Annotated in this window: 11 protein-coding genes; 8 read left to right on the forward strand and 3 right to left on the reverse strand. The window is 32.0% G+C overall.

The window, feature by feature from the left end; genetic code table 11:
• Positions 1–134: 134 nt before the first annotated feature.
• Positions 135–1,886: a carboxypeptidase-like regulatory domain-containing protein gene (locus tag A8C32_RS10670; protein ID WP_123803392.1), complete on the reverse strand. Its 1,752-nt coding sequence runs from the start codon at positions 1,884–1,886 to the stop codon at positions 135–137.
• A gap of 383 nt (positions 1,887–2,269) precedes the next feature.
• Between A8C32_RS10670 and A8C32_RS10675 the strand changes: the two genes are divergently transcribed.
• The 3 genes from A8C32_RS10675 to A8C32_RS10685 all read left to right on the forward strand — a co-directional run bounded on the left by A8C32_RS10675 (position 2,270) and on the right by A8C32_RS10685 (position 5,135).
• Positions 2,270–2,800 (forward strand): DUF4136 domain-containing protein, encoded by a 531-nt coding sequence (locus A8C32_RS10675; RefSeq protein ID WP_069830407.1) that lies wholly within the window; start codon positions 2,270–2,272, stop codon positions 2,798–2,800.
• Positions 2,801–3,056: 256 nt separating this feature from the next.
• Complete coding sequence (locus A8C32_RS10680; protein ID WP_069830408.1) at positions 3,057–4,649, forward strand: NADP-dependent glyceraldehyde-3-phosphate dehydrogenase; 1,593 nt, start codon at positions 3,057–3,059, stop codon at positions 4,647–4,649.
• A gap of 81 nt (positions 4,650–4,730) precedes the next feature.
• Positions 4,731–5,135: a c-type cytochrome gene (locus tag A8C32_RS10685; protein ID WP_069830409.1), complete on the forward strand. Its 405-nt coding sequence runs from the start codon at positions 4,731–4,733 to the stop codon at positions 5,133–5,135.
• Between the two features lie 144 nt (positions 5,136–5,279).
• On the opposite strand, the gene A8C32_RS10690 is transcribed toward A8C32_RS10685, so the two are convergent.
• Positions 5,280–6,089, reverse strand: a complete 810-nt coding sequence (locus A8C32_RS10690) for a 3-keto-disaccharide hydrolase (protein ID WP_083253320.1) — start codon at positions 6,087–6,089, stop codon at positions 5,280–5,282.
• Positions 6,090–6,201: 112 nt separating this feature from the next.
• Positions 6,202–7,110: an IS1595-like element ISAlg2 family transposase gene (locus A8C32_RS10695; RefSeq protein ID WP_069828596.1), complete on the reverse strand. Its 909-nt coding sequence runs from the start codon at positions 7,108–7,110 to the stop codon at positions 6,202–6,204.
• A 516-nt stretch (positions 7,111–7,626) separates the two neighbouring features.
• Here A8C32_RS10695 and A8C32_RS10700 point away from each other — a divergent pair.
• From A8C32_RS10700 to A8C32_RS10720, 5 genes are all read left to right on the forward strand, one after another.
• Entirely contained in the window at positions 7,627–8,265 is a 639-nt protein-coding gene (locus tag A8C32_RS10700) for a GNAT family N-acetyltransferase (protein WP_069830410.1), read from the forward strand.
• 40 nt (positions 8,266–8,305) lie between these two features.
• The gene (locus A8C32_RS10705) at positions 8,306–9,484 is read left to right on the forward strand and encodes an argininosuccinate synthase (RefSeq protein WP_069830411.1); all 1,179 of its coding nucleotides are present in this window, start codon (positions 8,306–8,308) and stop codon (positions 9,482–9,484) included.
• The gene (gene argC / locus A8C32_RS10710; RefSeq protein WP_069830412.1) at positions 9,484–10,461 is read left to right on the forward strand and encodes an N-acetyl-gamma-glutamyl-phosphate reductase; all 978 of its coding nucleotides are present in this window, start codon (positions 9,484–9,486) and stop codon (positions 10,459–10,461) included. Before A8C32_RS10705 ends, argC begins: the two co-directional genes overlap by 1 nt.
• Before the next feature lie 154 nt (positions 10,462–10,615).
• On the forward strand, positions 10,616–11,410 hold the full coding sequence (gene proC / locus A8C32_RS10715) for a pyrroline-5-carboxylate reductase (protein WP_069830413.1): 795 nt from the start codon (positions 10,616–10,618) through the stop codon (positions 11,408–11,410).
• Position 11,411: 1 nt separating this feature from the next.
• The gene (locus A8C32_RS10720; protein WP_069830414.1) at positions 11,412–12,539 is read left to right on the forward strand and encodes an aspartate aminotransferase family protein; all 1,128 of its coding nucleotides are present in this window, start codon (positions 11,412–11,414) and stop codon (positions 12,537–12,539) included.
• Positions 12,540–12,642: the final 103 nt, after the last annotated feature.

Here is a 12,642-nt window from a genome sequence, read left to right on the forward strand (position 1 = left end):
GCATAACGCAAAATTTATTGAGTAATCCATTAAGATTTAATACCTGTAAACCAAGAATCCTAAAAGTTAAAAATATATTATAATAAAAAAAACCAGAGAAGTCATTTATCTCTGGTTTTCTACATTGAATTGATTTAATTATCCCTAATAACATGTATTACGCCAGTAATAGTATGTGTTGTATTTGTACTAGAGTCTACATAAGTTCCGCTAAAAGTCATGTCTATATAATCGCCTACAGGACCAAAATTACTTAAGTTAAATGAAACGGTATTCGTTGTTTGTATATCAATACTATTAAAATCACCACTTTCCATAAGGAATGCCGAAGTCGTATAAATTCCAGGAATATTAGTGTTTCCACTCAAAGAGAAACTTTTTGATTGTGTTCCATTCTCTTTAAGGTTTATAAAGAGTCTTTCAGTTGAGTAATTTGCATCTATATTTCCTATTAAATAATTTACAGGATCATTATCTATTTGGTACGAAATATATTCATTAACACTAGTACATGTAATTAAATTTCCAATATTAGTTACAGGCGTTGTAAACGTATAATTAATGATACCAGATGTTTGTAAGTTCGTATAATCGTAGCCTTCTAATGTAAACGAATTGTTACCACTACAAACTAAAGTATTAAAATCGAAGCTTCCATTAGTAACTGTAGCAACTAAGGTTTGATTTCCGTATTCTAATAATACATAACCATCGATTATATTAGAATTATCACATTGTACCAACGTACCAATGACAGTAGTTTGTTGCACCATTCCCGTAGTTAAAACAACGTTAGGTAAAACGGTATCAGACGAAAAAGGACCAATTTGAGACGTATCCACTATGTTTCCACAATTATCTTTAATATTCATAGTAATGGTTTGATTGGCTGGAATTAAACCGCAAATTTCACCGTCACTATTACTAATACCCGTTCTAGGGTAAGTTTGATCATTCAGAGCCAATTCTACTGTAACATTTGCAATAGGTTGATTACTTGGGTTTACAACAGTTAAACATAAGCTAACTGTTGGAAATTGAGCATCACAATTCCACCATGAGAAATGAGAAACATTACCCACATATTTATCACCTATTTTTGTTGCTGTTCCTTCTTCCACCCAGTATCCTTTTTCTTCATCAAAATGCCATAAAGGAATAGTATTAGGAGATGTAGCAGCTTGAGAAGCAGTTATAGGCAATTCAATCGATGCTGTACCAGATAATTGTAATTTTTCTCCACCACTACCTACTAATTCGACATTTAACATACCAAAAGTCTCTAATACTTTAGCATTACCATTAATATCTGAAGCCAATAGAGAACCAGGCATTTTGGCATCTATATTTGTATCAGAAGGGTCTAAATGATGCATAATTACGCTCACTGCCCCTGAATATTCAGAACCATCGATGTTTTTAAAATTACCATCAAAATCCACTTTTGTGCCATTAGGAAGTGTAATGTTTTCTGGAGTGCCAGAGTTAACGATACCCACTACAGTCGCACTTAATAACATAATTTTAATAGTATTTTCTCCAGATGTTGGAACTACTGTTCGAGAACCATTTAAGTAACCTGTTTTTGCTACTGTTACATAAGCAAATTTGGATTTTACAGAAGCATTTTTAATAATAAAAAGACCATTAGCATCCGTTTCAGCCGAAGAAGAACCTATGTTAACCATAGCATTTTGAATAGGATTTTCGTTTTCATCGACAATCTGACCTATAAAATCTTTTGATGCTGTAGAGCCAAAATTATAATTGATAGTTGTATCATTTGGTTTTTCATCTGGAATAGAATTATCATCGTTAGTTTCACAACTTGTCATAAGAAATGAAGCAAAGATGAATAAAGTTAAAAGGAATTTTAAGTTTTTCATGATAAATGTTTTTATAAGTTTATTATATATACATTCATCATTTGTTTTGTTACCCTATTTTTTTATTATAATTTTAAAATTATATAAAAAGAGTGTATAAAAAAACTTATACAAGATTTGGACGTGACCACAAGGGGCAGGCTATCTGTTACAATTCCTTGCATTTCGCTTAAAAAAAAACTAAAGCTGTGGGATTTTCACTGCTATCCTTTACGTGAAAACAAGTCTACACAAAAAAATGAATAAAAAGGGGATTCGTTGTAGACTCCATTAAAATTATCGTGTCCTAATTTTATTAAGTTTTTTTATTCATGGGAACACGTACATCATTAAAAAGAAGATTGGAATAATTTTTGCTTAAACTTGTATAAAAAATTAGAATCATGAAATCATTATTATATATCACACTTATTTTATTTACAGTGTCTTGTGCGCCAATACGGGTAAATTACGATTTTGATAAAACCACCAATTTTAATAACTATAAAACCTATAATTATTATTCTAATATGAAAACGGGTTTAAGTGAATTAGATACTAAACGGTTTTTAGGTGCCTTAGATAAAAAAATGAAGGTAAAAGGCTTTACTTTATCTGATACTCCAGACTTTTTTATTGATATTAAGAATGTTGAATATCAAGAAACTCAAAGGGAAACTGTTGGCATTGGTTTAGGTGGAGGCGGACGAAATATTGGTGGAGGTATTTCTATAGGTCTACCAATTGGTCAAGCTAATATAAATCGTCAAATTACTATTGATTTTGTAGACGAAAATAAAAAACAGCTTTTTTGGCAAGCAGTAAGTGAATCTAGTTTTAACCCTAAATCAGCACCAGAAAAACGTGAAGAACGTTTAAAAGCTATTGTTGATAAGGTATTAATAGAATATCCTCCTGTGAATAATAGTTATTAACTAATCTTAAATCATCCATACTATAAATTAATAAGGATGTGTAAGAATAAATTGTCAAAATATTCGTTTGTATATTTTTTATAGTTAATATCTCTTATTTCGATAGTCGAAAACGTTTGCAATTTAAGTATTTTACTTGCAAGTAATTAAACTGTTAAGAATGTGATATTTTTTATGCTAGGCATAAGTTTTAAGAGGCTTTGACTAAAATTATAGGTATATTAGCTATAGTTTTTAATATTATATTTTTTAATAAATGAACATAGATTTTTCAGAAATCCCAGAACCATATAAAATCAAATATCTTTTACATCAAGACACATATTTAGTTGGTGGTGAATTAAAAAAATGGAAAGGAGATACTGCAGAAGTACATTCTACAATATCCTCTACTAAAGATTATAAGCCTACGCTTTTAGGAACGATTCCTCAACTAGGTGAAGTTGAAGCAATGGATGCTTTAAATGCTGCTATTAATGCTTATGATAAAGGTCAAGGATTGTGGCCAACAATGAAAGTGGTAGATAGAATTGCTTGCATGGAAAAATTTGTTAAGCAAATGAAAACCAAACGCGATGAGATTGTAAAGTTACTGATGTGGGAAATTGGTAAAAACCTTCCAGATTCAGAGAAGGAATTTGATAGAACCATAGATTATATTTACGATACCATTGAAGATTATAAACAAATAGATAGAGACTCCGCAAAATTTGAAAAAAATGATGGCGTCTATGCGCATATTCGTAGAGGACCACTTGGAGTTGTATTATGTTTAGGACCCTATAATTATCCGTTAAATGAAACGTTTACATTACTAATCCCAGCTTTAATAATGGGGAATACTGTGATTTTTAAGCCAGCTAAATTAGGGGTTTTATTAATTTCACCACTGTTAGAAGCCTTTCAAGATAGTTTTCCAAAAGGAGCTGTAAATATTATTTTTGGACGTGGTCGTGTGCTAGCAGCACCAATTATGAAGTCAGGAAAAGTTGATGTGTTAGCATTAATAGGTAATAGTAAATCTGCAAATGCACTTCAAGCACAGCACCCTAAAGGGAATAGATTACGTTTAGTGTTAGGGCTAGAAGCTAAAAATCCAGCAATTGTATTACCAGATGCAGATTTAGATTTAACTGTAGATGAATGTATTGCAGGTGCATTATCATTTAATGGGCAACGTTGTACGGCACTTAAAGTATTATATGTGCATGAGTCTGTTGTAGAGGAGTTTAATAAACGTTTTTCAAACAAAGTAGATCAACTTAAATATGGAAATCCGTGGGAATCCGATGTTAAATTAACACCTTTACCAGAAGTTGATAAACCATCTTTTATACAAGAGTTAATACAGGATGCTAAAGATAAAGGAGCCAAAGTTTTAAATAAAAAAGGAGGGCAGACCTCAGAGAATTTTATATTTCCCGCTGTATTATATCCCGTAAATAAAGATATGCGCGTATTTGAAGAGGAACAGTTTGGTCCAGTAGTTCCAATAGTTCCTTTTGAAGATATTGAGGAACCTTTAGATGATATGGCTGAGTCCAATTATGGACAACAGGTAAGTTTGTTTGGTAAAAATGTACATACATTATCTCCTTTAATTGATACTTTGGTTAATTTGGTGTGTCGCGTAAATTTAAACAGTTCTTGTCAACGTGGTCCAGATGTATATCCTTTTACAGGTAGAAAAGATTCTGCCTTTAGTACATTAAGTGTTCATGATGCTTTACGTTCATTTTCAATAAGAACTTTTGTAGCTTCAAAAGATAATGACTATAATAATGCTATTATAAAAGAATTGTTAGAAAAGAAAACATCTAATTTTATAAGTACAGATTATATTTTATAACACCATTTTTAAATGAGAAATGGTATAATATAGTTTTATCAAAATTTTATTATTTTTACGATTAACAATATTAAGAAAAGCATGAAAATATCTAAGTATTTAGTTTTATCATTTTGTTCAATAGTATTAGTAACCAGTTGTGATAATAAAGAAGAAAAGAAAAAAGGTTTTACTTATGAGAAACAAGAAACTAAATCTAAGAAAACAAATGAATCTAAAGTAGCTGTTTTAACAGATGGAGAAGTACAGCCACTATTAGCTAAAAATACTTGTATAGCTTGTCATAAAAAAGATGAAAAAGCAGTTGGTCCTTCTTATGGAGAGATAGCAAAACGTAATTATTCAAACCAAAGAATAGTAGAACTTATTTATAAGCCAGAACCTGAAAATTGGCCAGAATATAAGGTGCCTATGATAGCTTTACCTCATGTATCAAAAGGAGAAGCTCTTAAAATAGCAGTCTGGATTAATTCTTTGAAAGAGTAATGGAACATAGTTAAATTTAGAATACTATAAAACGGTAGATTTTTAGAAACGTATATTTAGAAATCTACCGTTATTTTTATAAAGATTTTAAGTGTTGAGTCTTAGAAAAACAAATAAGTTATTAGAGTTTTATATTGTTTAATGCTAGTTTAATTCTAAAATCTCAATGTTTTTAAATTCCATAGGCGTACTTTCACTTTGTAGAGATATATAGCCATCTTTAAGAGGTGTTCCCATTTTAGATTTCCAAAATTCGTCTTTATTAGGCATGCCTCCATCAACAATAGGTTTGCTATAAGTTAAAACATGTTTTCCATTAACAAAATGTTTTATAATAGAGTCGTTTCTAACTTCAGCTTCAAAAGTAACCCATTGATCTCCGTGAAAGGTTTTTGAAGACGATTGAAAACAAGGGCGAGTAATAAGGCTATCGTTAACTAAAACAGCACTACCAGGAGTGCACAAATTACCAGTAGCTCTTTCTTCTTGACCTAATCCACCTAAAAGCTGAGCTTCTATACAAACAGGGAATTTTTGATTTATTTCCATACTTTTCGGGTCTTCACAATGAATCATAACGCCGCTATTATTAATAGCCCAATCTGGAGCACGTTTTAGTTGTTCTCCTGTAAAACGATATTGAAGTCTAATTCTATAATTTGAAAATATTTTATTGTAAAATATGTGTCCAAAAGCATTATCGAAAGCTTCATATTCATTGTAGTTAACTTTTAAAACACCATCTTCAACAATAAAAGTGTTCTTGTAATTTTCTCCTGCAGGATGTCCTTTAATTTTAATAACCCAATTGTTAAGATCTTTCCCGTTAAAAAGTTGTACCCACTTCTCTTTAATTTCAGGTTTTTTTTTATTGTTGTCTTTACAGCTTAAAAAGGATATTAATAATATAATTAACGCTAATAATTTAAATTCTTTTATTAATGTTTTATTCATAAATTTGAGAGGTTTAAGAATAAGTACTTATTCTCAATATTAAAGTTTAGAGATGCAAAAATGGTCATTTTTAATTTAAATCAAGAAAAGAATTTTGAATATCCGTTTTTACTCATAATCCAGTAATTCCAGCTATTACTAGTCTATCGAATAGTTTTTCCTCAAAATATCTTCGATTGAGTTTGTAAACAAATTCGTTTAGGTAGAGTTGTAGGTATTTGCCTTTAATTTTGTGATAATTTCCAAGTAAGTTTCGTTTGGCATTGCTTATGGTAATATGTACCCATTTCAAGGTCTCTTTAGTAGTTTGTTTATCTGATTTTTCACTAATATGTAGTTCTACAAAATCAGCAATATCAACATATGAAGTACTTTTATCAGTAAAAACAATGCTTTGTTCGTCTAAAGACTCTTTAACAGTATCATTTACACCATCAGCCTTATGATCTGTCAGCACTTTGGCTTTAAAGTAGCGACATTGGCGATCCTTCTTGTTGGTTTTCGGGTCTTCTAAGGGAGTGGATTCTGCCATTATCATTACGTTTTGCTTTCCTACTGCACCACGACCTCTTTTTCCTTTTTGTTGCTCTATTTCAGAAGATTCGACCGTAAAATAACCTTCATCCATTTCAATCATACCTTCTAAAGTATAGCGGGCATCTCTGTTACCCATTGCTTTACGAAGTTTATGAACCATCGCCCAGACAGGTTCATACCTTTTTAAACCAAGCTGTTTCTGGATTTCTTTAGAAGAAAATCCTTTCTTGGTAGTAGTCATCAAAAACATTGTCTTATACCATATCATAAAAGATAGATTAGAATTTTGCATAATAGTACCACTTCTCAAAGATGTACGGGCTCTACAAGATTTGCACTCATAGCTCCAAACAGCCTTTATCCAATAGTGATGAGTATGACCACAACGCTGGCATTTAACTCCTATCTTATCTCTTTCTTGCTTAAAATGAGTACGACAAGCTTCTTCACTATCAAAATGGGCGGTAAAACTAAAAATATTCATGACTTGTTTTTTTAACAAAATAAGCATTTTTAATCAATTATTAGTAATTACGGATATTCAAAAAAGAATTTATCAATAAATATGAGTATTAAATGGATGAGATTGAATTTTTTAAAATAAAAACAAGAAAAAAAAGAGATTTTAACAATTTTTAACAAAAAGAGAAAGAACAGTAAGGGTTTTTTAAAAATAAGCTTTAGTTTTACACCATGAAAAATTTAGAAAATAAAATACGTTGTACTACTTCTGGGTTGCCCGCGCGCAACCGCCGCCGCTGTTTCTAATATTTAAGCAAGCAAAACTCGTAACGTAATTTTAATTTTTTTCATAGTGTCCAATATAATTTTCATAGCATTTCAAAATACAGTTAATTACTTAATTAACAATTATTCTATGCGCCGCCGTATGTTTGCTCGTCGCCCGTAAGGGTATGTTTCTATTTTATGAACTAGGTGAGTCCAGTTCAGCTTCCAAGAAAAAAATAAAAGATAATTGACATTCAATACAGATTAGGAAATGAAGGTTGTTATAGCCGATAAGTCACATATTAAATACGCAGAAGATATTTGCGAAACCATTGCAGAATCTGCCCAAGTAAGAGGTACAGGTATAGCCAGACGTACTCCAGAGTATATTGCAGCTAAAATGGAAAACGGTAATGCAGTTATTGCTTTAGATGGTAATAGATTTGCAGGATTCTGTTATATAGAAAAATGGGGACACGGAAAATTTGTTGCTAATTCGGGGCTAATAGTGCACCCAAATTATAGAGGCAAAGGACTTGCTAAAAAAATAAAGCATAAGGTTTTCGAACATTCAAGAAACAAATTTCCAGATGCTAAAGTATTTAGTATTACCACGGGATTAGCAGTTATGAAAATGAATAGTGACTTAGGGTATAAACCTGTAACATTTTCGGAGTTAACAGACGATCAAACGTTTTGGGACGGTTGTCAAACGTGTAAAAACTATGATGTACTTACGCGAACAAATAGAAAAATGTGTTTGTGTACAGGAATGTTGTACGATTCTAAAGCAAAAAATTTAGAAGAGGAAAATAAAGGAAAAAAAGAAGATAAAAAGATAAAAGAAAAGGTGTTTAGACGATTGAAACATATCAAAGAAACCATGTTCTTAAAGAAAAGTAAAAAGTAATCAGGTTTTCGTTTTCACGGAAATAAAAAAGTAATATTCAATGAAAAAATTAGTCATAGCATATAGTGGAGGATTAGACACATCGTATTGTGCAGTAAGTTTATCAAAAGCATACGATGTACACGCGGTAAGTGTAAACACAGGAGGTTTTACTAAAGATGAAATTGCTCATATAGAAAGTAATGCCTATAAAATGGGCGTGTCTACTTATAAGAATATTGATGCGGTAGCGACGTTTTATCAAAAAGTAGTGAAGTATTTAATATATGGTAATGTATTAAAAAATAGTACATATCCACTTTCTGTAAGTGCAGAGCGTATTATACAAGCTATAGAAATTGTTGAATACGCGAAAAGTATAGGAGCAGAATATATTGCTCATGGTAGTACAGGTGCAGGAAACGATCAAGTTAGATTTGATATGATTTTTCAAACATTGGCTCCGGGCATTAAAATTATTACTCCAATTAGAGACGAAAAATTAACAAGACAAGAAGAAATAGAATATTTAAAATCTGAAGGGATTGATATGCCTTGGGAAAAATCAAAATATTCTGTAAATAAAGGACTTTGGGGAACAAGTGTTGGAGGTGTTGAAACTTTAGAATCTGAAAAACCATTACCAAGTGAAGCATACCCATCTCAATTAGAAAAAGAAGGTGAAGAAAAAGTAACACTTACTTTTAAAAATGGTGAGTTTACAGCTTTAAATGGCGAAGAAAACGATCCTCAAATAAATATTGAAAAGTTAAATGATATAGCTTCTCAATATGCTATTGGTAGAGATATTCATGTAGGAGATACTATTGTTGGTACAAAAGGAAGAGTTGGTTTTGAGGCTGCTGCTGCTTTAATAATAGTAAAAGCACATCATTTACTAGAAAAACATACATTAACAAAATGGCAATTACAACATAAAGAATATTTGTCTAGTTTCTACGGTATGCATTTACATGAAGGGCAGTATTTAGATCCAGTAATGAGAGATACCGAAGCTTTTTTACAGAGTTCTCAAAAAATGGTTTCTGGAAATGTAGTTGTTACTTTAAAACCATATCATTTTTCTTTAGATGGAATTGTTTCTAATCACGATTTAATGTCTAGTAAGTTTAGTACTTATGGAGAAGAAAATAAAGCTTGGACTGCAGACGATGCTAAAGGGTTTATTAAAATTATAGGAAATCAGAATAAAATATATCAACAAGTAAATTCAAAATAATGATACAAGTTGGAATTATTGGAGGTGCAGGTTACACCGCAGGAGAATTAATTAGACTATTAATTTCTCACCCAAAAGCAGAGCTTAACTTTGTGTTTAGCACCAGTAATGCTGGAAACAAAATTAGTAAGGTACACCAAGATATGGTGGGCTCTTTAGATTTAGAATTTACAGATACCGTTAACCCAAATGTAGATGTATTGTTTTTGTGTTTAGGACATGGGAATTCGGTTAAATTTTTAGAAGCAAATACCTTTTCTGATAACACAAAAATTATTGATTTAGGTAACGATTTTAGGCTTGAAAAAGATAAAGTTTTTAATGGAAAAACCTTTGTATATGCGTTGCCAGAATTACAAAGAGACGTTATAAAATCTGCCAATTATATAGCAAATCCAGGTTGTTTTGCAACAGCCATTCAATTAGGGTTATTACCATTGGCAGAACAAGGTTTATTAAATAACGATGTGCATATTAATGCCGTTACAGGAGCAACTGGAGCAGGAACATCATTATCTGCAACCACACATTATACTTGGAGAGATAATAATTTTTCGTATTACAAACCGTTTACACATCAGCATTTAGGAGAGATAAATCAGTCGGTTAGTCAATTGCAGGACGATTTCGATTCAGAAATTATTTTTATGCCAAATAGAGGGAATTTCTCAAGAGGGATATTCGCGACGCTTTATACCGATTTTGAGGGTACTGTAGAAGAGGCAAAAGACATTTACAAAGCCTTTTATAAGGATGCTGAATTTACATTTGTTTCAGACGAAAATTTACATTTAAAACAGGTAGTAAATACTAATAAATGTTTAATACATTTACATAAGCATAATGGTAAGATATTAATTACAAGTATTATTGATAATTTATTAAAAGGGGCTTCGGGGCAAGCCATTCAGAACATGAATTTAATGTTTGGTTTAGAAGAAACAACAGGCTTGCAATTAAAGGCGACTTATTTTTAAGAGTACAGTGAGGCGTTAGCGATTGAAGCGGCATCCTTTTTTTGCTGCCATAAATGGCAAAAAAAGATATAGCAAAAAGCGCGACCCTTGTGGTAACGCCAAAAAGAATAAAAAGACTTTCGCTTTCGCGGAAATAAAAAATAGATAACAAAATATGAAAGTAGCAATTATAGGAGCAGGAAGTTTAGGGCAATCTATTGCCAAAGGTTTGTTGAGTTCTGAAGCTTTAACAACCTTGTTTTTAACGAAAAGAAACTTAGATTCTATAAAGGGATTTGATACTGATGAGCGAGTGACTTTAACATCGGATAATACATTGGCTGTTGAAAATTCAGATATATTAATTTTTGCAATTCAGCCCAGACATTTTGAAGGGATTTTAAATGCTGTTAAACCCTATTTAAAACCAAGTCAGGTATTAATTTCTGTAATTACTGGATTTGCTATTTCAAGAATTGAAGATATTGTTGGGAAAGCTAGTTATGTTATTCGTTCTATGCCAAATACGGCAGCTTCGGTAGGACAATCGATGACTTGTATTTCTACCAACGAAAAAGGTAAGGAAAAAGTAGAACTGGCTAAAACTATTTTTAATAGTATGGGGCGTTCTATGGTTATTCCAGAAGAACAATTGCAGGCTGCAACCGTTATTTGTGCTAGTGGTATTGCGTTTTGGATGCGTTTAATTCGCGCTACAACTCAAGGTGCTGTACAATTAGGTTTTGAGGCGCATGAGGCACATGAATTAGCGATGCAAACTTGTTTTGGAGCAGCAACATTATTAAAAGAATCTGGAAAACACCCAGAGGAAGAGATCGACCGTGTTACTACGCCAAGTGGTTGTACTATAGAAGGTTTGAATGAAATGGAGCACCAAGGTTTAAGTTCGTCTCTTATTAGAGGGATTAACGCATCGTTCGAAAAAATTAACCAAATTAAAAAGAATTAAAATGCCATTATTTGACGTTTATCCATTATATAATGTAACCCCAGTTTCGGGAAAAGGTATTCATGTTTACGATGATAAGGGTACCGAATATTTAGATCTTTATGGCGGGCATGCAGTGATTTCAATTGGTCATGCGCACCCTAATTATGTTAAAGCCATTACAGAACAAGTAAATGCTTTAGGGTTTTATTCTAACGCCATTCAGAATCCGTTACAAAAACAATTAGCAGATAAAATTGAAGCGCTTTCTGGGTGTAAGGATTATGAGTTGTTTTTATGTAATTCTGGAGCCGAGGCGAATGAAAACGCTTTAAAATTGGCATCTTTTAAAACAGGAAAAAAACGTGTTGTTGCTTTTAGTAAAGGATTTCACGGGCGTACATCGGCAGCCGTAGCAGCAACCGATAATAAAAACATTATAGCGCCAATAAATGCGCAGCAAGCTGTTACTATTTTACCTTTAGATGATATTGATGGTGTTAAAGCTGAATTGGAAAAAGGGGATGTTTGTGCTGTTATTGTTGAATTTATTCAAGGTATTGGCGGATTAGATCAAGGAACTGCCGAATTTTTTGAAGAAGTAGATAAGTTGTGTAAAGCCAATAATACCATGTTTGTTGCAGACGAAATACAATGTGGTTATGCGCGTTCGGGTAAATTCTTTGCATTTCAACATTATAACGTAACTCCAGATATTATTTCTTTAGCCAAAGGTATGGGGAATGGGTTTCCAATTGGAGGGATATTAATTCACCCAAGTATAGAATCTAAATATGGTATGTTAGGGACTACTTTTGGAGGAAACCATTTAGCATGTGCTGCTGGTTTAGCAGTTTTAAATACAATTGAAGAAGAGAATTTAATTGATAACACCAATGCGATGTCGGAGTATTTTATTTCGGTGGCTAAAACCATTCCGCAGATAAAAAAGATAAAAGGTAGAGGCTTAATGTTAGGTTTGGAGTTCGATTTTGAAGTAGGCGACCTTAGAAAGCAACTTATTTATGATGAGCACATGTTTACAGGTGGTGCAGCTAATAAAAAGCTATTAAGAATACTGCCGCCTCTAAATATTAAGAAAGTACATATTGATCAGTTTTTTGAGGCTTTGAAAAGGGTTTTGAAATAATAAACTAATATTAACAGTTGAGTCATTTCGACAAAAGGAGAAATCGCACAAGAACTAACGAAAGTAACTAAACTGAAAACTGTGAGTGCGACTGAAAACTAAA

It is taken from the genome of Flavivirga aquatica, assembly GCF_001747085.1.
Classification (GTDB): Bacteria; Bacteroidota; Bacteroidia; order Flavobacteriales; family Flavobacteriaceae; genus Algibacter_C; species Algibacter_C aquatica.

Coding starts and splice junctions, on each gene's coding strand:
- A8C32_RS10670 (WP_123803392.1), bottom strand. CDS start 1,886: ATGAAAAACTTAAAATTCCTTTTAACTTTATTCATCTTTGCTTCATTT.
- A8C32_RS10675 (WP_069830407.1), top strand. CDS start 2,270: ATGAAATCATTATTATATATCACACTTATTTTATTTACAGTGTCTTGT.
- A8C32_RS10680 (WP_069830408.1), top strand. CDS start 3,057: ATGAACATAGATTTTTCAGAAATCCCAGAACCATATAAAATCAAATAT.
- A8C32_RS10685 (WP_069830409.1), top strand. CDS start 4,731: ATGAAAATATCTAAGTATTTAGTTTTATCATTTTGTTCAATAGTATTA.
- A8C32_RS10690 (WP_083253320.1), bottom strand. CDS start 6,089: ATGAATAAAACATTAATAAAAGAATTTAAATTATTAGCGTTAATTATA.
- A8C32_RS10695 (WP_069828596.1), bottom strand. CDS start 7,110: ATGAATATTTTTAGTTTTACCGCCCATTTTGATAGTGAAGAAGCTTGT.
- A8C32_RS10700 (WP_069830410.1), top strand. CDS start 7,627: ATGAAGGTTGTTATAGCCGATAAGTCACATATTAAATACGCAGAAGAT.
- A8C32_RS10705 (WP_069830411.1), top strand. CDS start 8,306: ATGAAAAAATTAGTCATAGCATATAGTGGAGGATTAGACACATCGTAT.
- argC (WP_069830412.1), top strand. CDS start 9,484: ATGATACAAGTTGGAATTATTGGAGGTGCAGGTTACACCGCAGGAGAA.
- proC (WP_069830413.1), top strand. CDS start 10,616: ATGAAAGTAGCAATTATAGGAGCAGGAAGTTTAGGGCAATCTATTGCC.
- A8C32_RS10720 (WP_069830414.1), top strand. CDS start 11,412: ATGCCATTATTTGACGTTTATCCATTATATAATGTAACCCCAGTTTCG.